The 20,676-nt window shown below is 67.9% G+C and carries 19 protein-coding genes and 1 pseudogene; 3 read left to right on the forward strand and 17 right to left on the reverse strand.

Going from position 1 to position 20,676, the window contains the following annotated elements:
* Position 1 precedes the first annotated feature (1 nt).
* From AB6V29_RS08285 to AB6V29_RS08295, 3 genes are all read right to left on the reverse strand, one after another.
* On the reverse strand, positions 2-805 hold the full coding sequence (locus tag AB6V29_RS08285) for a DUF1206 domain-containing protein (RefSeq protein ID WP_369357982.1): 804 nt from the start codon (positions 803-805) through the stop codon (positions 2-4).
* 16 nt (positions 806-821) lie between these two features.
* Positions 822-1,502: a phosphatase PAP2 family protein gene (locus AB6V29_RS08290; protein WP_369357984.1), complete on the reverse strand. Its 681-nt coding sequence runs from the start codon at positions 1,500-1,502 to the stop codon at positions 822-824.
* A gap of 69 nt (positions 1,503-1,571) precedes the next feature.
* Positions 1,572-2,252 (reverse strand): TetR/AcrR family transcriptional regulator, encoded by a 681-nt coding sequence (locus AB6V29_RS08295; protein WP_267786042.1) that lies wholly within the window; start codon positions 2,250-2,252, stop codon positions 1,572-1,574.
* Between the two features lie 28 nt (positions 2,253-2,280).
* On the opposite strand from AB6V29_RS08295, the pseudogene AB6V29_RS08300 reads away from it, so the two are divergent.
* Together AB6V29_RS08300 and AB6V29_RS08305 are read left to right on the forward strand one after the other, a co-directional pair.
* Positions 2,281-3,954, forward strand: a pseudogene (locus tag AB6V29_RS08300) (amidase); the annotation flags it as partial.
* Between the two features lie 375 nt (positions 3,955-4,329).
* Entirely contained in the window at positions 4,330-5,355 is a 1,026-nt protein-coding gene (locus tag AB6V29_RS08305; protein WP_369357986.1) for an agmatine/peptidylarginine deiminase, read from the forward strand.
* A gap of 26 nt (positions 5,356-5,381) precedes the next feature.
* Here AB6V29_RS08305 and AB6V29_RS08310 read toward each other — a convergent pair whose 3' ends face one another.
* The 6 genes from AB6V29_RS08310 to AB6V29_RS08335 form a co-directional block, all read right to left on the reverse strand.
* A complete protein-coding gene (locus tag AB6V29_RS08310) occupies positions 5,382-5,552 on the reverse strand; it encodes a hypothetical protein (protein ID WP_307314901.1) in 171 nt (56 codons plus the stop codon).
* A gap of 26 nt (positions 5,553-5,578) precedes the next feature.
* A complete protein-coding gene (locus AB6V29_RS08315; RefSeq protein ID WP_369357989.1) occupies positions 5,579-6,130 on the reverse strand; it encodes a hypothetical protein in 552 nt (183 codons plus the stop codon).
* A gap of 188 nt (positions 6,131-6,318) precedes the next feature.
* Positions 6,319-6,894 carry an ArsR/SmtB family transcription factor gene (locus tag AB6V29_RS08320; protein ID WP_369357990.1) on the reverse strand — a complete coding sequence of 192 codons (576 nt, stop codon included), beginning with the start codon at positions 6,892-6,894 and terminating at the stop codon, positions 6,319-6,321.
* 71 nt (positions 6,895-6,965) lie between these two features.
* Positions 6,966-10,508, reverse strand: a complete 3,543-nt coding sequence (locus AB6V29_RS08325) for a S8 family serine peptidase (protein WP_369357991.1) — start codon at positions 10,506-10,508, stop codon at positions 6,966-6,968.
* A gap of 16 nt (positions 10,509-10,524) precedes the next feature.
* A complete protein-coding gene (locus tag AB6V29_RS08330; RefSeq protein WP_307314886.1) occupies positions 10,525-12,240 on the reverse strand; it encodes a hypothetical protein in 1,716 nt (571 codons plus the stop codon).
* Positions 12,241-12,522: 282 nt separating this feature from the next.
* Positions 12,523-12,867, reverse strand: coding sequence for a hypothetical protein (locus AB6V29_RS08335; RefSeq protein WP_307314884.1), 345 nt, complete (start codon positions 12,865-12,867; stop codon positions 12,523-12,525).
* A gap of 669 nt (positions 12,868-13,536) precedes the next feature.
* Between AB6V29_RS08335 and AB6V29_RS08340 the strand changes: the two genes are divergently transcribed.
* Positions 13,537-13,827, forward strand: coding sequence for a DUF4913 domain-containing protein (locus tag AB6V29_RS08340; protein ID WP_369357993.1), 291 nt, complete (start codon positions 13,537-13,539; stop codon positions 13,825-13,827).
* 33 nt (positions 13,828-13,860) lie between these two features.
* Here the strand turns inward: AB6V29_RS08340 and AB6V29_RS08345 are convergent, their stop codons facing one another.
* The 8 genes from AB6V29_RS08345 to AB6V29_RS08380 form a co-directional block, all read right to left on the reverse strand.
* The gene (locus tag AB6V29_RS08345; protein ID WP_369357995.1) at positions 13,861-14,460 is read right to left on the reverse strand and encodes a signal peptidase I; all 600 of its coding nucleotides are present in this window, start codon (positions 14,458-14,460) and stop codon (positions 13,861-13,863) included.
* Positions 14,438-14,995, reverse strand: coding sequence for a hypothetical protein (locus tag AB6V29_RS08350; protein ID WP_267789320.1), 558 nt, complete (start codon positions 14,993-14,995; stop codon positions 14,438-14,440). The genes AB6V29_RS08345 and AB6V29_RS08350 overlap by 23 nt, the downstream gene beginning before the upstream one ends.
* Before the next feature lie 104 nt (positions 14,996-15,099).
* Positions 15,100-16,368, reverse strand: a complete 1,269-nt coding sequence (locus tag AB6V29_RS08355) for a hypothetical protein (protein ID WP_267789319.1) — start codon at positions 16,366-16,368, stop codon at positions 15,100-15,102.
* Positions 16,365-16,946: a hypothetical protein gene (locus tag AB6V29_RS08360; RefSeq protein WP_267789318.1), complete on the reverse strand. Its 582-nt coding sequence runs from the start codon at positions 16,944-16,946 to the stop codon at positions 16,365-16,367. The genes AB6V29_RS08355 and AB6V29_RS08360 overlap by 4 nt, the downstream gene beginning before the upstream one ends.
* Positions 16,943-17,542: a hypothetical protein gene (locus tag AB6V29_RS08365; protein WP_267789317.1), complete on the reverse strand. Its 600-nt coding sequence runs from the start codon at positions 17,540-17,542 to the stop codon at positions 16,943-16,945. Before AB6V29_RS08365 ends, AB6V29_RS08360 begins: the two co-directional genes overlap by 4 nt.
* On the reverse strand, positions 17,539-18,162 hold the full coding sequence (locus tag AB6V29_RS08370) for a hypothetical protein (RefSeq protein ID WP_369357998.1): 624 nt from the start codon (positions 18,160-18,162) through the stop codon (positions 17,539-17,541). The genes AB6V29_RS08365 and AB6V29_RS08370 overlap by 4 nt, the downstream gene beginning before the upstream one ends.
* A 164-nt stretch (positions 18,163-18,326) precedes the next feature.
* Positions 18,327-18,950 carry a hypothetical protein gene (locus tag AB6V29_RS08375; protein ID WP_115915803.1) on the reverse strand — a complete coding sequence of 208 codons (624 nt, stop codon included), beginning with the start codon at positions 18,948-18,950 and terminating at the stop codon, positions 18,327-18,329.
* Between the two features lie 145 nt (positions 18,951-19,095).
* A complete protein-coding gene (locus AB6V29_RS08380) occupies positions 19,096-20,544 on the reverse strand; it encodes an RNA polymerase sigma factor (RefSeq protein ID WP_369357999.1) in 1,449 nt (482 codons plus the stop codon).
* Between the last annotated feature and the right edge of the window lie 132 nt (positions 20,545-20,676).

The following is a 20,676-nucleotide window of genomic DNA, read 5'->3' on the forward strand; positions in this document are numbered from 1 at the left end:
CTCACATGCGGGCGTACCGGGCCCGGGCGAAGCAGAAGAGCCCGTACACGACGAGCCCCGCGCCCACGAGCCACAGGACGACCTGCCCGAACGGCAGGCTCGCGAGCGAGCGCAGCGCCGAGTCGATACCGCCGGCCGCGTTCGGATCGTGCGAGAAGGCCGCGACGATGAAGAGGATCCCGGCGACGCCCACCGCGATCCCCTTGGCGACGTAACCGATCATCCCGAAGGTCCGGATGCCACGCCCCGCCGTCCCGCCCGGGCTCGACAGGTTCTTCATGAAGGCCTTCGTGACACCGCGCACGACGAAGGCGACGCCGATCACCGCCACCGCCAGACCGACGACGACCAGGAGCACGATGCCCCCGGGCATGGCGAGAAGCTGCGCGCTGAGAGTGCGCGACGACTGCGAGGAGTCCGAGTGTCCGCCCGAGACGATCGTGAAGCCGGTGACGGCGATCGCCCCGTACGCGACGGCCGTTCCCACGTATTTCGCGCGGTGCGCCCAGCGCGTCTTCTCGTCGGGGTCGCGCTCGGCGACGGCATCCGCGACCTGCCAGAGGGCAAGCGCGACGAGCCCGACGACGACGACCCAGAGCAGTACCTTGCCCGCCGGAGCCTCGGCCACCTGTTGCAGGGCTCCGCTCTGATCGGCGCTGTCGCCGCCGCTGCCGGTCGCAAGAGACACCGCGATCACCCCGATCAACAGGTGCAGAAGCCCGAGGACCACGTAGCCGACGCGTGCGGCGACGCGGAAGGCGGTCGAATCCTGGGCTCTATCGGCGGCGGCGGAGGCGCTGGTCATCCGGGAACCCTAGCGCTCAGCCGGACGCCGCCACCAGGCGTTGCGCGCGGCGCACACGCCACACCTCCACCAGCGCCCACACGAGGGTGGCCACCGCCACTCCCTCCAGAAAACCCGCTGTCACGTCGCTGAGCCAGTGCGCGTGCAGGTAGGTGCGGCTCCACATCATCAGCAGCACCCAGACGGCGCCTGCCGCCCAGATCCACCCGCGGCGGAGGATCAGCGCGAGTGTCACCGCGATCGTCGTCGCGACGGCGGTGTGGCCCGAGGGGAACGAGGTCGCCTGAGTCTCGGCCAGCGAATCCATCGGTCGGGCTCGTGCGATGACCGCGGCGAGGGGCGCGCCGATGAGCACGACCAGGGCGATGGATGCCGCGACGTTCAGCGCATCCCACGGGCGCTTGACCAGGAGGAAGACGACGGCGGTCGTGATGCCGATGACGATCATTCCGATCGTGCCGCCCACGATGGCGGGGATCCACGCGACGATGACCGCGACCGGGTCGGCGAGCGCGGCCATCGCGTCGTCCCACCACTGGTCGAACGCCAGCGGCGCTCCCCCGTCGAGATCGACGGCCAGTCGCAGCGCCACGAAGAGCACGGTCGCGACGACGCCCACGACCAGGGCGACCGGACGGCGCGCGTCGGACCTCGGCCGGTCGGGGAGGATCGCGGGCTCGTCCGTGGTGGCATCCATTCCGGAATCGTCCCAGGTCGGGATCCCCTCGAGCCAGGACTTGCCCTGCGCCCGAATGCGGGTTCGGCGTCAGCGGGGCCGAGCGGAGGCGATCAGCATGTCGAGCCCGAGCTCGAAGGCGCGGGTGGCCACGGGGTCCTCCGGGTCTTCGTCGGCGAGGGTGTCGAAAGCCGCCGAGAAGCGCGGGAACGCCTCTTCCTGGCCCGTGGGGTCGAACACCACGGAGGGCCCCGACATGTCGAGGACGCTGCCGAGGATGAAGGACTCGAAGGCGGTCAGCAGCGGGATGACATCGCGCAGCGTCCACCCGGCGGCCTCGGCGGCCGCCGCGAAGTCCTCGTACTGCGCGAGGAGGACGGGGGCCGACGCGCGCTCCGTCATCAGCAGCGGCACGACGCGGGCATGCCGGGCGAAGGCGCGACGGTACGAGCGTCCCCAGGCGCGGAGCGCGTCTTCCCAGGGCAGCTCCCGCAGCGGCTGCGAGTCGATGGGCGCCGACACGAGGGCACGGACGTCCTCGACCATGGCCGCGCGGTTGGGGACGTGGTTGTACAAAGACGCGGGGTTGACCCCGAGGCGTGCGGCGACGCGACGGATGCTCGCCCCGTCGGGTCCGTGACGGTCGACCAGGGCGAGGGCGGTTCGCGCGATCAGATCGCGGCTCAGCAGCGGCGTGTGCGGTCTGGCGATGGCGGTCTCCCGGGTCGGTGCGAGCCTGCGGGCGCAGGCTCCGAGTCCACTCTCGCACACATAAAACAAACAGTGTATGTTTACCGCCATGACCACCGAGGACTTCACCGTCGTCGAAGCCGACGTCGCCCGCCTGCGCGCCACCCTCGACTCCGGAACCGTCACGACCGTCGAGCTCGTGGCCCGCTACCTCAACCGCATCGCGGCCTACGACCGGGCCGGCATCCGCCTCAACGCCGTGCCCGTCCTGAACCCGCGCGCGTTCGCGCAAGCCCGCGATGCCGACCAGCGCCGAGCCCGGGGCGAGACACTCGGCCCGCTCGACGGCATCCCGTTCACCGCGAAGGACAGCTACCGCGTCACCGGATTGACCGTGGCCTCGGGGTCGCCGGCCTTCGCCGACCTGGTGGCGGGCGACGACGCCTTCGCGATCGAGCGACTGCGCGCGAGCGGGGCGGTGTTCCTCGGACTGACGAACATGCCCCCGATGGCCGCGGGCGGCATGCAGCGCGGCGTCTACGGCCGCGCCGAGTCGCCCTACAACGCCGATTTTCTGCCGTCGGCGTTCGGGTCGGGCTCTTCCAACGGGTCGGGCACCGCCACTGCGGCCAGCTTCGCCGCCTTCAGCCTCGGCGAAGAGACGTGGTCGTCGGGCCGCGCCCCCGCCTCGCACAACGCGCTCGTCGCGTACACCCCGTCGCGCGGGGTGATCTCGGTGCGGGGGAACTGGCCGCTCGTACCGACCATGGACGTCGTCGTGCCGCACACCCGCTCGATGGACGACCTGCGCGTCGTGCTCGACGCGATCGTGGCCGACGATCCGGTGACCGAGGGAGACCTCTGGCGCTCGCAGCCCTGGATCGCCCTGCCGCGTCCCTCCGAGGTGCGCCCCGCGTCGTTCAGCGAGCTCGAGCCGCTGCCGCTCGCGGGGCTGCGCCTCGCCGTCCCGCGCATCTACATCAACGGCGACCCCGACAACGCGTCGCCGATCGTCACGCGAGACAGCGTCATGCGGCTCTGGGGCGATCTGCGCACCGACCTCGAAGCCGCGGGCGCCGAGGTGGTCGAGACCGACTTCCCGGTGGTCGACCGGTACGAGAAACTGCACCCCGGCGACGAGGACTTCCTCGACCGCGGCTTCGTCACCCGGGAGTTCCTCGACGCCGAAGTGGGAGACCTCGCCGTGTGGGCCATGGACGCCTTCCTCCGCCAGAACGGCGATCCGGGGCTGAATCGTCTCGCCGACGTCGACGCGGCGCGCATCTTCCCCCACCCTGCGGGAGCCCTCCCCGACCGCTACGGCATCTGGCACTACGACATCTCTTACGACATCGGCGACTACGTGGCACGGGCCCGGGAGTGGGAGCCCGACTGGCGCGAGGTGGCGAGCCTCGAAGCGGGCCTGCGCGGCCTCGAGCACACCCGCCGCGTCGACTTCGAGGAGTGGATGCACGAGGGCGGCTTCGACGCCGTCATCTTCCCCACGCAGTCCGACGTGGGCCCCGCGGACGCCGATGTCGCCCCCGGCTCGGCTGACATCGCATGGCGTAACGGCGTCTGGGTGTCCAACGGCAACCTCGTCCCCCGCCATCTCGGCATCCCGACCGTGACCGTGCCGATGGGCACGATGGACGACACCGGGATGCCGGTCGGCCTGACCATCGCCGGTCCCGCGTACAGCGACTCGCGGCTCATCCGGCTGGGATCGGCCGTCACCGCTCTCGGCGAGCGCCGCACGACGCCCCCGCGCACGCCGGCGCTGCCCGACGAGGCCGTCTTCACCACGACGCGACCGGTCGCCGCGGGCGGCCTGCGGGTCGTCGTCGATGCGGTCGAGACCGAGGCGGACGGCGACGAGACCGTGGTGCGCTTCAGCGCCACCGTGACGGGCGGATTGGCTCGCGACACCGCCGCCTACGTCGACGGCGCCCGCGTCGAGGCGAACCTGGACGGAAGCCGCCTCCGCGGCACCGCCCGCGTCTCTGCCGCGGCGCACGCGAGCGCCGCGAGCCCCTGGATCGCCCCCTACGGCCCCCTTGTCGTCGTGGTCGTCCGCGACGAGGACGGCGCCGTCGCCGGCGACCTCGCCACCACCGCCGCCTCCCCGCTCTGACACCGCACCCAGAAGGAACACCACATGTGGCGCATGCCCGCAGAATCCGCCCCGCACGAGCGCACCTGGATGGCGTTTCCCCGCGAAGGCATCACCCTCGGGGAGGGCGCGGAATTCCGTGAGCAGGGCTACCGAGCCTGGACCGACGTCGCGCACGCCGTGCGGCAGTTCGAGCCGGTGACGATGGTCGTCGACCCCACCGAGGTGGCTCGGGCCCGACGCATGCTCTCCGCCGACATCGAGATCGTCGAAGCCCCGCTCGACGAGTTCTGGATGCGCGACGTGGGGCCCACCTTCGTCGTCGACCCCGACCACCCGGGTGTCCTCGGCGCCGTCGACTGGATCTTCAACGGGTGGGGCGCACCCGACTGGGCCGAATGGCAGAAGTCCGCCGGCATCGCCCGCGTCGTCGCCGAGCACGCGGGAGCCGAGCGCATCGACTCTCTCCTCGTCGCCGAGGGCGGCGGGCTCCACGTCGACGGCACCGGCACGGTCCTTCTCACCGAGACCGTGCAGCTCGACCCGCGCCGTAACCCCTTCGCCGACCGTGCCCGCGTCGAGGCCGAGATGACCCGGACGATCGGAGCGACGGATGCCATCTGGCTCTCGCGCGGCCTGACCCGCGACTACGACGACCTCGGCACCAACGGGCACGTCGACATCGTCGCCACCTTCGCCGCGCCCGACCATGTTCTCCTCCACGAGCAGACGGATGCCTCCCACCCCGACTTCGAGGTGTCGCAGCTCGTGCGGAGCGAGCTCGAGACCGCGTTCGCCGAGCGGGGCCGCAACGTCGCCATCACCGGCATCCCGGCCCCCTCCGCGCTTCGCGACGACGAGGGGTGGCTCGACTGGAGCTACATCAACCACCTCGTGACCAACGACGGCGTCGTGCTGTGCGGCTTCGGCGACGACTCGGCCGATGCGCGCGCTCGCGAGATCATCGCCGACGCCTATCCGGGCCGGCGTGTGGTGATGGTCGACTCGCGCCCCATCTTCGACCGCGGGGGCGGGATCCACTGCATCACGCAGCAGCAGCCGCGGGTGTGATCCGCCCGAGCGCGCGTGAGCGGTCCTCAGCTGCGCGAAGAGCCACCGCGGCGCGCTCTGCGCAGCGGTGAGAGGGCGATGACCAGCGCGGCGAGCACGAACAGCCCCGCGCCGATCCCGAGCGTCACCGGAAGGCCGAGCGAGGTCATGAGCACGCCCGCCAGCAATGCGCCGACGAAGAAGGCACTGCGGTTCAAGGTGCGGGGGCTGCCGATGGGCAGGACTACCGAGCGGCGACATCCCCCTCGGGGATGCGGAACTCGTCCACGGTGCCCCGGTGTCCGCAGCCGCCTCGATCTTGGTGGCACTGAATGGGCTCGTCTCCGCGGAACCCGTCCGGCGGGTCGCCGATGCGGCCGGGAGCGTGGTCGGTGATCGACCGCGCGGATCCGGAGATGTCGAGATCGCCGTCGAGCACCACGCTGACGGTGATCTGGACCGCGAACGCCCTCTCGTTCGAGCAACGCGGGCAGCGGACGCCGGCGAGACGCTCTGTGCTCTCTCCCGCGGCGCTCTCCGCCTCGGCTGCGGCGATGGCGTCGGCTCCGTCCTCGGGCTTTCTATACACCGTGAGCTCGTCCGCGCAGTCGTAGGTGAATCGGGTGATCTGCCCCGAGGGATGCCGCTCGGAGATGCGGCGCGTCCACGGGCTCTCGGCATCGATCCCGACGACCTCGGAATCGGTACCGGCCACCACATCCCCCGTTCGGAGGTCGAACACCGGAAGAGTCACGACGGGGTAGGTGCGGTACTCGTGGGCGGCGGGGACGGTCATGCTGCAGCTCCGATCGGAACGGGGGCGTGGACGTCGCGGGTCAGCGGCTTCGCGCACCATCGGGGTGGCCGGAAGGGTCCACCCCGACTATCGGGTCATCGGCACGACTGCGTAACGAGCCGTCGGCGACCTGAGCCGGTGGAGCGCACGGGGCACAGCGGTTGCATTCGGCTGCTCCACGCTCGCCGCTAGTCTTCGGGGTCCACCCGCTCCGGAACCACCGACCACATGTATCGCGCGCGCCGCAGATCGCCTTCCTCGGAGCGATCGGCGCTCAACGCCTCGAACTCGTCGAACACCTCCTGAACGCGCTCCTGCAGAAGGCCGACTTCGTCAGGACTCAGGAGGAGCTGACCGGTCGCCATCACCATGTAGACGATGTCGGCGTCCGGTGCGCGGACCGACCGAGCCGCCAGCAGCTCCTCCATCCGCTGCCGCACCGGCATCAGACGGGAGTCGATCAGCACCATCCGCTGCACCGCGTCGGACTCGACACTGGCCACGAGCGAGTAGCTCGGAGCAGCGGGCACCCACGGCCGCTCGCGCGCATCCGTCGACTCACCGCGGCGGATGAGGCCCGTCGACTCCACCGCGCGGAGGTGATAGCTCATCGCGCTGGGCGTCAGACCCACGAGGTCAGCGAGTTCGGTGGCGGTGGCCGGCCCCTGTCGACGGTAGAGCTCGTCGACCGCCACCAGGCGAAGCGGGTTGGCCATGGCCCGCACCGCGCGAGGGTCGGAGATGATGAGGGTCTGACCGGCCATGAGACCACAGTCTGCCGCCTCGGCGAGCGCCGCGCACCCCGAGGGGGGCGCGACGCTCGCGACAGAGAGGCTCACTCTGGGCGACGGCGGCGCCGGACCAGGACCGCGCCTGTCCCGACCGCGGCGGCAGCGACGGCGGCGAGCAGCGCGAGCGCCGAACCGTCCAGACCCGTGGATGCCAGGCCCGGGCGCGACGTACTCTGACCGGAGGCGTGGGTCGCCCCGTCCGTCGGCGACGGTGCGGAAGGAATCGGCGCTGACGCAGACGGCTCCGGCGTCGGGGCGCCCGCCGCGGTGGGCGTCACGATCTCGGCGCGCGCGTCACCGTCACCGAGCAGGTGCAGCACGAGCACCCGGGGCAGCGTGTCGCCCGTCCGGCTGACCGTGAGCGAGCCGGGCTCATCGGCGAACAGCGCGGTCCCGGTGTCGCCGAACGCCATCTCCGGCGCGTAGGCGTCGATCGTGGCCGCCGACGTCTGGTCGACGAGCGCGCTGCGGTATCCGCCGTCGAACGCCGGGTTGTAGAACGAGCGCGTCTGCGCCAGGTACCGGATGGTCGTCTGCGTCGTTCCCGCCGTGTAGCCGAGAGCTTTCAACGATGTCGACATCGTCACCACGCTGTTGTCGTAGACGTTGGTGCCCTGGTCCCCGAACAGGCCGTTCACCGGACGCTCCTCGACCACATTGCCCGTGACGGCATCCACGGTCATGGCGACGGGCATGTCGCCGTCGGCGCCGGGCTGCACCTGCACGACGAAGTCGGCCCGCGTATCGCCATTCAAGTCGAGCTGCACCATGGGCCACGTGAGGGGAGACAAGCGCGCCCACTCCCCGTCCATCTGCACGCCGAAGGTGAGGACGCCTTGCGTCGGATCAGCCAGCAAAGGAGCCGTCGACGACGCGCCCACCGCGAGGATGTCGGCGCTCTCGAGGGTGCGCTGTGCCGAGGTCGCGGGGAAGGTGTCGTCGGGGTCGGTCGCACCGAGGATCAGGGGCACCATGACCGACCGGTAGCGCTCGGTCCCCTGCCCCTGGTCGAGCCCGCGTCCGGTGATCGCGAGTGTGCCCGCCGATCCGTCGAAGGTCACACCCGCGGTCCGGGTCTCGGAGTACGGACGCGGTGCCGCGTACACCGAGAGACGCACGGGGAAGGTGCCCCTCGGACCGGTGGCCTCGACGACGCCGGACGCATCGGCGAGGTACTGCCGCGGGGCGCCGCCCGTCTGAGCGGACATGGTGGGATCGAGGGTGCGGCGAAGGGCGCCGGGGTCGGCGATCCGCAGCGTCAGCGTCACGGCGACGCTTCCGCCCGCTGGGACCGTCACGGTCGCGGGACTCACGTCGTACGCGACGCCCGGCGTCTCGGTGCGCGGGGAGTAGCGCAGGTCGAGGGTCGTGGCATCCGTCCCATCGTTGCCGACGCTGACCGTGCGGGTGAGGACGACCGGCTCGGTTCCGACGTCGACCACGCCGAACGAGGCGCTGAGCAGCTCTCCGTTCTCTTCCGATCGGAGGCTCACACCGCTCTCGACGGCCGCGAGCGCATCGACGCGACCCGTGCCCACGCGCGCGGGTCCGTACGCGCGCGGGTCGGCGCCCGCCGTGACGATGTCGTGGGCGGCGGTGTTCATCACCTGCTGCTTGACGCGCTCGGCCGACCAATCGGGGTGCTCTTGGACGACGAGCGCCGCCACACCGGCCGTGTGCGGTGAGGCCATCGACGTGCCGCTCATCACCTCGCGGCCGGACCCCGTGCCGTTGCCTGCGGACACGATCGAGACGCCCGGCGCCGAGACATCCGGCTTGAGGACGTCGTCGATGGATCCGTGGGTTCCCCGGGAGGTGAAGGATGCCGCGGTGTCCACGCGGGACGAGTCGAACACCTCGACCGTGCGACGCAGGTCGGAACGCAGCTCGATGGTCAGGCGGTCCTGTTCCATCGCCGGTCGCAGCGCGTCGGTGTCGGAACGGGTGAGCTGGGCACCGGGGATGTCGGTGTTCCCGGCAATTCCGTTCTCGAACGAGTCGGCCTGACTGGTGAGCACGACGCCCGCTGCTCCGGCATCCGTGGCGTTGGTGAAGCGCACGGCGGACCCGCAGGCCACGTCGGCGTCATCCCACTCGAGCCAGACGATCTGACCCGCCACCCGCTGCCGATCGACGGCGCTGAAGGCACGGCATCCGTCGGCGTTATCGGGGTCGGTCAGTGCGGTAACGTGCGCCGTCACGTCGAAGGCCCACGAGTACTGCTGCGCGTATTGCACGCGGATCTGTTGCGCGGGATTCTGGGCCGGGTCTCCGATGACGGCACGCGCGGCGTCGGCGAGGCCGTACCCGCTTGCGGAGGCGGCGACGGTGAGCGCACCCATCGCGGTGCCGGGGCTGCCGCCGACATCGACGACGTCGCCCGAGTTCCCTGCCGCGACGACGGGGAGCACGCCCGCATCGACAAGCACCTCCAGCTTGGCGTTGTCGGGATCGTCGATCGCGCCGTAGTTCGTGCCCAGCGAGAGGTTGACGACGTCGATCTCGGTTCCGGATGCCACCTTCTCCGCGATCCACTCCAGCGCCGCCCCGGTGAGAGACGTGCTTCCTCCGCCGTCGCCGAAGACCTTCAGGGCGATGAGACCCGCCTCCGGCGCCGATCCCGGGCCGATGGAGAACGACGAGCGCACGCTCTCGGACGACAGCGAGGAGTAGTCACCCTGAAAGGTTCGGGAGTCGCGGTCGACGCCGAAGCCGACGGCGGTTCCCGCCACATGCGTACCGTGGTTGCCGCCGGGGCCGTCGATCGGGTTCGCGTCGGGCACGGGAACCGGGTCGTAGCCAGGGGTACCGGTAGCGCCGTTGTAGCTCGCGCCGGCGAAGTCCCACCCGCCGAGATACTTGTTCGCGTCGTACCACTCCGGTCTCGGGGCGTCGGTAGAGGCGAGGGCCCGCGCGTAGACGTCGATGGTCCCCGGACCGCCGAAATCGGCGTGCGTGTAGTCCACGCCGGTATCGACGACCGCGACGGTCACGCCCTTTCCGGTGCGCCCCGTCTGCTGCCAGGCGTCGACGGCGCGGGTGAGGGCGTCGGACGCCGCGTTGGCCGGATCGGTGCCGACCGCGGGGAACTCGATGGACTGCGGGACGATGCGGGAGATCTTCTGGACGTCGGGCCGCTCCGCGAGCTGACGCAGGGTGTCGACCTCGGCGCTCACCGCGACGCCCGGCACCGAGTACGTCGAGGTGTAGAGCACGGTGGCATCCGGATCGATGTCGGCCAGATCGCTCGCGACCTCGTCGGTGACCGCGGCGTTGCGCTCCGCGGTGTCGTCGGCGGCGACCCGCGCGGACGTCTCAGAGCCGCCCGCCTCCTCGGTCTTCGTGCGCGCTTCGAGGGCACTGTCGCCCCGCGTCTGCACGAAGACGTCGACGGGTCCGTCGGCCGACAGGATCGAGTCGGGGAGGGCGACCGTGCTGCCGGGGCTGGCCGGGGCGAGAGCGATCTCGTCGAGACCGGCCGGCGCGGCACTGACTGGGGCCGCGGCGCCGAACGAGAGAGTCGTCGCGAGGATGCCGACTCCGGCGAGGGCACAAGCGCGCGAGCGCGCTGAACGTGGAGGGATCATCGTGTTTTTCCTGAACTCAGAGGGCGGGGACGCCGGGGACGGGGAGCGCCGGCGAGAGCATGTCGTCGTCGAAGGGGCCGGGCGCGGGGGTTGCCGTCGGTGACGGCGTCGGTGACGGGGCCGAGGGCGTCTCGGGGCGAGGCTGCGGCAGCGCGGGCGCCTCGGTGACCGGCGCGAGACGCGTCTCGGACGCTGCCGGGGGCGGGGTCGTGGCCATCGGGGCCGGCGTCGTCGTCTCGGACGCAGCCGCTGACGCGGTCACCTGCAGAGGAAGCAGCAGGTTGTACCCGATGACTCCCCCACCGGCCTCCACCCACACCGTGTACCCACCGGGAGCGATGACCTCGAGGGTCACGAGACGGAGAGACAAGCGCCCATCGTCGCCGACCGTGGCGTACGCGTCGGCCCCGGCGGTGAGCGGCTGTCGATTCCACCCGGCATCCCGCAACGAGACCCGGAACGAGGTACCGGGTGCGATGCGGCTCCCGGAGACGACGACGCCCTCGGCGGCGAGCGCGTCGGCCGCGACCGTCGCCGGTGCCAGCGCGATGTCGGAACCGGGGAGCGTAGGGCTCCCCGTGACGCGGAAACGGCCGACCGCGTAGTCACCGGTGGTCGTCGATCGCGCCGTGAGGGTGTACTCCCCCTCCGGAACGGACTTCGGGCTCGTGATCGCGTTGTCTTGGTGTCCTTCTCCGTTCGTACGAGATACGCCCAGCGGAGCGTTGTAGCCGCGCGAGGTCGTCAGCATCAGTTCGTACGTGTCGAATGGGAGGAATCCGTCCACCGCGAACCGCAGGCCCGGGTCGACCGAGAAGTCCGCGACCGAGATCTCGCCGACGGCGGGGGTCAGCGTCTTGTCTCGAACGCGCTCAGCACCCGCGGTCACCGTGAACGACCCCCCGCCTGCAAGCGCTCCGTCGAAAGACTGGAAGCTCAGCAGCCACGTGCCCACTTGAGCGTTCACGCTGGCCATCTGCAGTTCGTAAGAGAACTCGCCGTTCTCGTCGGAGTGCAGACCTTCGTCCTCACCGACGGCGATCATGCTGGTGTCGGGCATGCCGAGGTTGAAGAACACCTTCGTCATCGGGGGGAACCCGCTGGCGTGGATGACGACCGGACTGTCGAGGAAGGCGTCCTGGCTGATGGTCGACGGGTCGCTCGAGACGCTCAGACTCGGGTGGGCATTCGCCGTCACGCGCAACAGCGCCGAACCCGCCTCCCCCGTCGACGACGCCACGGTGATCTGAGCGAGACCGGCCTCGGGGTGCGTGTTCTCGGGGTCGACGTCGAGCGTCCGCACGCGCGTGACGATGGTGCCCTCGGCGTCGGCCGTGAGCGGCGCCCAGTGCTTGGCGTCGCCCGACGCGAACGTGATCCCCACGCGCACGGTGGAGCCGGGCGTCAGCCCGTGCGCGGTGACCTCGACACCGTACGCCCACAACCAGTACTGCTCGGTCTCGTCCTGATCGAGCGACACGGGGATGTCGGACACACCGTCGGGCGCGGCCGCGATGACGCGAGCGCCATCGATCGCGACATCTCCATCCCGCTCGGCGAGGGTGAACGACTCGGACCGGTCGAGATCCCACAGCGACGCGCTCACCGCGGACGCATCGGGACGAGCGTCGGCAGACGGCGGGTTCTGTGCGGCGGTGACCGTGCCGGCGACGCTGCCGACCAGTGCCACAGCGACGAGCGCGGCGGCGGCGGCGATCCAAGTTTTCTTCATGAGGGCCTCACGTGAGGGGACGGAATGCCCTTAGTGAAGCACGATGTGAAGGATTTTTTCAGATATTTTTTTCCTCGCGGCGCATTGTTTACACGCCCGACATAAGTGGGAATGACCTGACGTGACCCCCCGGCGACGGAGAGACCGAATCGCGGCCCATCTTGGTACGCCGTCTCCTCGAGCCGGTTGCCGCAGTGTCACCGCGCATAGTCGACCGAATAAAAAGAAGGCCCCGAATCCCGCATTTCTGCGGGAGTCGGGGCCTGCCCTGAGGTTCGAGAATCAGGAGGACGGCGCCAGTTGAGCGTCGGTCCGTTGCTGCAGGTATGCGCACAGCTGACCGGCCGCTCCGACTTCGGCGCCGAGGGCGATGAGGTCGAGCGATGTGCCGGTGAGATCGTTGGGCCGCTCGGTGAGGGTGGCCGCCCACCGCATGCTCTCGTCGAGCTGCAGGTACACGGCGGCGGGCGCGTGCCGCAGATGGACGAGGACGATGAAGGCGTCGGCGTTCTCCTCGTCGTCCTGGGGCAGGACGAGCGGATCACCGAGCGCGGGGACACCCGTCGCCACGAAGCGCGCGACCCACTCGGCGACAGTCGTCTGCGAGGGGCGCTGCGGGGCGGTCATACTCTGTCCGAATCGAGAAGGAGCCCCTGGAGCCCGACGGCCGCGTGCACCATCTGCGCCTCGATACGAAGGTGCGAGAGCATCCGACCTTCGATCCCGGAGAGGTGTCGCTTCTGGTAGACGACTCGGCCCATTTGCTCTCCTGGCGGGGTGGTTTTCGAAGGGTGGCGTGGCGCCGCTCCCCCGGCGGACAGGCTGCGCACCGCCTCTCGAGGATACCGCGACACCGGTGGCCGACGGCGGGCCATGAGGCACGTCTCGGCGCGCCCGGAGGCGCCGGTTCGGCCCCTTGCATCCCGTGGATGACGAGGTCAACGTGTCGACGCACCGCGGCACTGACACGGTCCACACCCGCGCGCCGGTGCTTCCTGCAAAGCGGGCGCGGCCATTGCTCCGTGGACCGGCAGCGCCAGCCCCTTCACATACGGACGCGTGCGCTTCTCGTCCGAGTGCCGTGGAGCTCTCAGCGCTCGACGTCCTCCGAGCCTGGGAGGTCGGGGCCGCCCGGGCTGACGGGACGAGTAGGGCGGCCGCGGATGTCAGATCGAGGAACGCAGCAGTACCGAACGCGGTAAAAGGCGACAGCGTGATCCAAGCGCCGCGCGACTTGATGGCCGTGTTCAGGTATCTCACGAAAACAAGTCTCGTGAAAAAACCACCGCCGCGACCGTGCCGGCGAACAGCAGCCTCGGCAAGCGCACCGTGTGGTGTGTCGAGTGGCGCGAGCATCCTGACGCCGTGACCCGCCTCGCGGCGATCGCGGACGTCTGGGGGGAAATGACCGGCGCCGAGAACGCCGACTTGCACACGTTCCTGCGCGACGTGCTCGACCACCACATGCCGCGGCTGGTCGACCCCGAGAGTGGAGCGTTCGCCATGTGCAGCCACGGCCACCAGTCCCCCGAGCCGATCACGACCGTGAAACGCGGTCAGGGCGCCCCGTCTACCGCTCCGCGGTAGGTGCCTGATCTCGGTCGACGCTCATCGTGACGCTCACGGCCTCCTTGTCGGCGCTGTCCGCAGAGTGCCGAGGCGTCCCGGATCTAGGAAAAAGATAGAGACCATCACTACGACCATTCCGGCGCCAGCCAGAAGGCCCTGCGGCGACTGAAGGAAGAGGGTGATGTAACCAAGCCCTGGCACGTGAGCGACGTATAGTCCGGCTGTCGTAACCGTGTACGGCTCGGGGTCGGGCTGAGCGTTCGCGTCACCTTTGAGTTCGAGTGTTGTACCGCCTGCTGCGGATTGAATGTTTACAACCCGGTGCGTTACCAGGCCCAGGTTCCGGGGTCGCTCTACCGTGACGATGTCCCCTACGGAGACGTCGCTTGCGGGCACGGGCCTGACGAACACGGCGGACCCAACGGAGAGCTCCGGTTCCATCGACCCGGATATAACGACGACGGGTCGAATACCCAAGATGAGCGCAACCGCGAACGCGACGATGCAACCGGCGCCGAGAACAGCCGCCGCGGTAAGAAACCCGGACCGCAACAACGCATATGCCCTGAGCCATTTATCGGCCGACGAAGCTCTCCTGCTCCGCCTGGTCTCGACCTTGGCCTCGGAGCTAGGGCTTGACCGATGCTGCATTGAACTTCACCGCCAAGGCTGATTGGCCACCATTGAGCGCCTCAGTTCCAGGTCCGTCGACGTAGGTGATTGTAAGGGTGAGGTCGCGAGCCGATTCTGGCCGGGCGGCGACGTAGTTGTCGCCTTCGGCGAGGGGAGCTTGTTGCCGTGCAGAAAGAACCCCGACTTGGCCTCGCGCATCTGCCCATGAAACATTTTCGAAGACGACGTCTCCGTCCACAGCTGCGGTGAACCGAAGGTGCGAGGTTATATTGGGAATGCTTGGCGAGACAGAGCCGTCCGTGTTGCGGAGGACGACCTGAAAAGTGGTGTCTGCCCCCAGCGATTCGGTGTTATTGAACACGGGGATGGTCGTTGTCACGGACCGGCCGGGAACGAGCGTTTCCGCCTCGGGCACGACCCAGTCGTAGCCTGACGCGTTGTCGGCCTGCTCCACTCTCCCCGAGGGCAGAACCACGCCGATGTCGAAACGACCCTGATAACCAATCCCGGCGGCGCCGAGGTTCAGGCTGGCGAAGTCGTTGTAGGAGGCCATTGTCACGCCTGCCGCTGTGACTCCCAGTCCAAGCGTGAGGGCACCAGCGGCGACGAGTACGCCAGGACCGTAGCGCCGAGGGGGCGAAAACTGTTTCATGAATCTCATCTCGATGCGAACGACAGGTCCCAGCTGATCTGTCGATTGGCTGTTTGGGTTCCAACGGGCAGGCCGATAGCCCCCTGAGGGTTGTACCCGCGCCCCCAATAGGTTCCGTTCTGGCGTTGCCACAGGTAGTACCCCTGACCTGCGGCGAATTGTGAGACGTTGGTGTCCACGACAACAGGGAGGACGGGTAGTTGTCCGTAATCGTCACTGGCGCCGTATCCCCATAGGGTCCCGTCCGGAGTGACGAAAGTTGCGCCGGTATAGCCGAACTGCATGGACGAAATGTTCGACAAGCTCGGGATTATTGCGGGGCTGGTCGGCAGGCCGCGTCCAGTTCGCGAGGCGTTACTGCCCCAGCTGAGCACATTCCCGTTTGACAAGGTCGCTGCTCCCATCCCGATGCCACCGTCGACCGCCGTGATGTACGAGGCGCCGGATGCGACGTTCTTCTTCATCCACGGGGACAGCGCGGTAACGAGGGCGGCGTTCGTGGACTGAGCTGTGCCGGGGGGGAGGCTGTTGGAGCCAGCGCCACCCCAGTAGTACACATCGCCGTTCTCGAGGATGGTGAAAAAGTTCGTGTACGCACCTTTGAGGTAGACCGGCCGGTTTCCGGCTACCGAAGGGTCCGGAAGGCCGGCGACTTTAGATGCGCCGGGGCCTGAGTTCCCCCCGTACCCGACAGGTTCACCCCAATTCCAGATGGATCCGTCTGCGCGAATGCCGGCGCCAGCGTTTTCTGTGGAAGAGATTGACAAGATCTGATCGAGTACTGGACCGGTCCCCGTCCATGCGGTGCCGATACGTATTTGGCGGGGGTTGTCGTTTGGTTTTGATGCGTCGGTGCCGTCCCGCTGTGGATAAAGGCCCCAACCGTAAACCGTGCCATCTGCAGCGAGAGCGTTCGCGTTGTAAATACCAGAGGCGATCTGCTTGATCTGGCCGCCGGGCAGCGGAACCTGTTGAGGAGCGCGCTGACCTCCGGGGTTCCCCGCTCCACCGTTGATGGCCAGGCCTGTGAGCCCCCACACGTATACGTTTCCGTTGTTGCCGAGCGCGATTCCGGTGTCGACCATACGTGAGTTTCGGGCGAGGCCTGGCTGGAATGGTGCGACGGCCTGGACCGACAACGAGTCGGTGCGGGCGTAGGTGGAGTCCACATATGCGGAGGTCGTGACGCCGACGCTGGCAACGATGGCTGCGGCTCCCAGTACGCCTACTGTCGCCACCGTGAGACGTGTTTTCATTCGCAGAGAAGAGGTCATTGGTTTCTCTTTCTGCGGGCAATCAGAATGATTGCACCGCAAAGCACCAGGGGGACTCCAAGGAGGAGAAGGAGGCCAGTAGTGAGGTTGCTGCCGGTGATCGCAAGCTGTGAGGGCGCGGCGGTGGTACTTTCCGCGTGGAAGGTGAGTATGAGGTTGCCGCTCGCGTTCTGGTAGCGATTGTCTGCGGATGCCGGCAGAGTCACCGAGCCTTCGAGCGCGTAATTGCTCCTCCCCGCGAGGTTTGGGAGAGTGATGCTGGAACCGAGCACGTTGGCGACGGGCCCGGAGAACACCACCGTTCCGTTGCGGGGGTCTTTCAGGTCTAGTTGCAGTGGCGTTGGGCCGTCGAATAGTTGTGCCGATTCTCCTGTGACAGACAGGGTGAGCGGCACGGTTTGGTCGGTCACGCTTCTGACTGACATTTCCCATGCCCGGGATTGTCCGGGGCCGGGTGCGTCGAGGGCGATCACGCTGGGATCCGCTTCGATCAGCCGCCCTGCGGCGGCCGCGGCGCCGACTGGCGTGAGAACCATGATGAGGGCGAGTGCGAATGCGGCTGCTTTCGGGAATCTCATCGGCTTGTTCCCTTCGCGCTAGCGCCGATTTGCGTGGTCTTCCCCAGGGAAGCCACGCCTGTTCCGGGAGCGATGAGGATGTCGTACCTGACGTCGACGCCGTCACCAGGAGCGACGTTGGGGGCGGTGACGGCAGCAGCATTTAGTTGGTCCGCCGTGGCTCCGGTAACGGCGGGAGTGCTCGATCCGTTGATGTAGATGGTGAACCGCAGGTTGTGGAACAGATCGCCTTCCCCGGTGTCGTCGGGGTCGAACACCTGAAGGAGAAGGTCACCGGGGACACCGGGATTGCGGTTCTCAAAGCGCACGTCGAGACGTACGGGCGAGCTTTCGGAAAGTGCGGTTCCGGTGGTGAGGGGCAGGACTACGGCCGCGGTTGGAGTAGCGGCATCTTGCAGGTTTCCTGAGGCATCTTTGATGGCAATGTCGAAGCGGTTGGGGTTTCCGACACCGGAACCGGGTGTCCCCGTTCCGAAGTTCAGGGTTGCGTGGTCGGTGAAGGCCGCGGACGTGGCGGCGACGCCGAGTGCGCAAAGAATTCCGAGACTGAGGATCACTCGACGCCGGCCGCTCCGGGTGGTGGGGATTCTGGTCATGGTGTCACCCCGGAGAAGTTGAATTGAACGTCCGTGGAGGCCATTTGCCACCGGTTGTCTGCATCGGGTGACATTTCGATACGGACGTCGAGCACGCGGATGCCTCCTGCTGGAAGGGCTGCGTTCCACGCGAAAGGAGAGAGCTGGGTTGCGGGGACATGGTCAAAGATGACCGTGTCCCCGTCCTTGACTGTGAAGATGAGTTGCTCGAACAGCTCCTGGAAGTTGCCCGTCTGAGGGTCAGTGACGTCGCCGCGAGCCTGAGGATCGAGGATGCTTAGTTCGATGAGGCCTGCGAGCCGTGGCGAGTTGTTCCTCACCGCGATCCGCCCAGAGATGCTTGACCCCGGGGACATCACGTTGGATTGGCCGGGCCCGATGGGCAGACGGTAGGCATCGGGGTTTCCCTGCTGCCAGGAGTCTGCCGTGGGCTCCCACGTCGAGGCCTCACTTGAGTAGTTTCCTGCCACGTCGAGGTCGAAACGGTTCTGAGAGCTGTCCATCTGCACCAGAACGGTTGCGCTGTCGCTGAGGGCCGCGGCCGTGACCGTGAGGCCTGCCATGCCCAGTGCTCCGAGGCTTAGAACTAGCCTCATTTGGCCTGTCATACGTGTCTTCATTTGCGCCTTCTGAGCCGTTGAGAGGAGGGGTCGCCCGGGCGAGGTGGTTGATTCCCACGAGTTCGGGGGAGAGCGCCGTGGTGGTGTTACCTCGTAGGTGCGGACGGCCCCTCGTTGGTGCGGTGCCCGGCCCAGAGCCGTGGGCCGGGCACCGCGGTCTGTGGTTACGGCTTGACGGAAGTACCGTCGAAGTGGGCCTGGACGTAGGAGACCTGACCCTGGAGGGCGTTGTTTGCGGCTTCGCTGCCCTGGTCGGGAAGGGAGATCGAAACGTTCAGCGTGCCCGTGGCGCCGGTGGCGTAGACGCCGAGGTCGAGGTTGTCGACGGCGGCCTGGGTGACGTTCGTCACCAGGGCAGTTCCATTCAGCGAAACCGTGTAGCGCAGTGCAGTAGCAATCTCCGCGCCGGAGGTGCGACCAGGGCGGTCCTGCAGGCTGAAGGCCATATCGGCGCTCAGTGCGGGCGACTCGTTACGGAAGGGGATGTCGACAGAGACAGTGTCGCCGGGCGTGAGCAGGTCAGCACCGGGGACGTTGATGTTGACACCTTCTGCGGTGTTTGCTTCCTGCCAGGTCCCGGGGACGGGGTTGCCGTTCGCGTCGGTGCCGACGACCTGGATGTTGAAGCGGTTGTTGCCGCCCACGCCGGAATCGTTGGTGCCGTTGCCCAGGTTCAGGTTGGCGAAGTCGGTGAACGCTGCGGCGGTCGTCAGCGCGCCGGCTGCGAGGAGCGTTCCGACGGCGAGGACGGCGCGCTTCTTGCCGCGCGAAAGCTGTGTGGTGTTCATGCGGTTTCCCTACTTTTGGCACGCCGAAGCGCGCGTGATGAATGAGGCCCGTGAGCGTCGAGTTCCCGCTCCTGGTGCCGTCTGTGTGTGCTGCCGACAGCAGCTTTGTCACACCGTTTGAGGAAAAATTTTTCCGATGGCCCGATTACTCGCAGGGCGGTTTGCGCAACACGGGCGCGGAACGTGTGAGGCGTGAACCGACCAAAAGCGCCACCGCGCCACCGAGCGCTGTCAAAGCAAGCACGGCGCCGTCCGTTCCGGTCGCCGCGAGCTCATCCGGTCGATCCGTCGTGCCCCCGACTGCGATCCCGGAGGGTGCTGTGTCCGCCACCCAGAAAATTGTCCCGAGTGTGACATTTGCGTGCTGATCTGTGTCCGTGACACCACGGGTGACGTCGTGATGAATTGCCAACGTCTCGCCCGGGTTGATCGGCCCGAGATATGTGATTCCTGATCGGCGCGTTTCGACGTGAGGAAGGGTTACCTGTCCGGCGCCCCATCGCATGGTCAGAGCCAGTGAGGGTGGAGCGGTGTCGGCGGACGACACGTCCTGCATCCAGGTGCTCGCGAAGAGGTAGCGGGTCCCCTCAGACGCCGATGTCACCTCGGCCGCCCATTGGATCGTCTCACCCGGCGCGGGGAGGGGGACCGCCGAGGGTACTTGAGCAGCAAGCGTCCCCGTTAGTGGTGCCGACGCTCCCGGCGTCATGGGAACGGGTTCGGGACGGGGAGCGGGTTCAGGGACACCGGAGAGAGCAACCGCGCCGAGGGCGACCGCCGTAAGAAGGCCCGCCAATGTTGCCAGCATGCGCCGCGGAGAAGTTTTCGATTGCGCGTTTGCCGAGGGGGCGTCCCCGACGATGGTTAGGCCTGTTCCGATGCCCCCCAGCACGATGGCGAGTATGAGTGTCGCACCACCGCGGCCCAGGTCCTGGCGGATCGTGCTCACCAGCGGGGGGCATGAAGGGCAGTCGATGACGTGTGCGTCATAGGCACGGCGCGCCCGAGCTCCAGCGGTGCCCATGATCACCCGGGCAAGAGTGGGAACATCAAACCCGCATGGCGGCGGTGTAGCCGAGAGGAGTTCCGCGACATACGCCACGCGTAGGTCTCTCCTGGCGCGAGACAGCAGAGTCGTGGCATTCGTAACCGAGATCCCCTCCGCCTCGGCAATCTCGCGCGCAGAGGAACCCTGAACAGTTGCGGCGAAGAGGTACCGTTGCTGCACAGAACTCAGCGCAGCAAACGCTCTCGCAGCAGTTTGACGCAACTGACCGTCCTCCACCCGCAACAGCTCAGCGGAGTCGACCGGGACATCAAGTTCGTCGTTGAAACCGGTCAATGTCCGCCGCTGCTCCGCAACCGCCTGAGCGTGCAAGTTCCGCGCCATCGCGTGCAAGTAGGCGCGCCTATTCTCAATCTGAGAAAGCCGCTCTTCGTCGAACGAAAGAAGAAGCGCAAATGCAGCCGACGTAACGTCGTCAGCGTCCGAGCGCGAGGCACCATTGCGCCGGAGATTTCGCCGAATTTCGTCAGCGAGCGTGACGTAGGTCTGGGTGAGCCAGTTGGAAAGTTCAGTGCGACTATCAACCATGGCATGCGCCTACGGAACCACGGGGGAACGCGACGCCCCGCTGGAGCAGCGAATGAGCACGTTCGTACCGCACGTCTTTCTCCTCAGGTTGACTGAAGGTATGGCGTCACCATCAACCTACCTGAACCCCCC

Source organism: Microbacterium sp. 20-116, assembly GCF_041079415.1.
Lineage (GTDB): Bacteria > Actinomycetota > Actinomycetes > Actinomycetales > Microbacteriaceae > Microbacterium.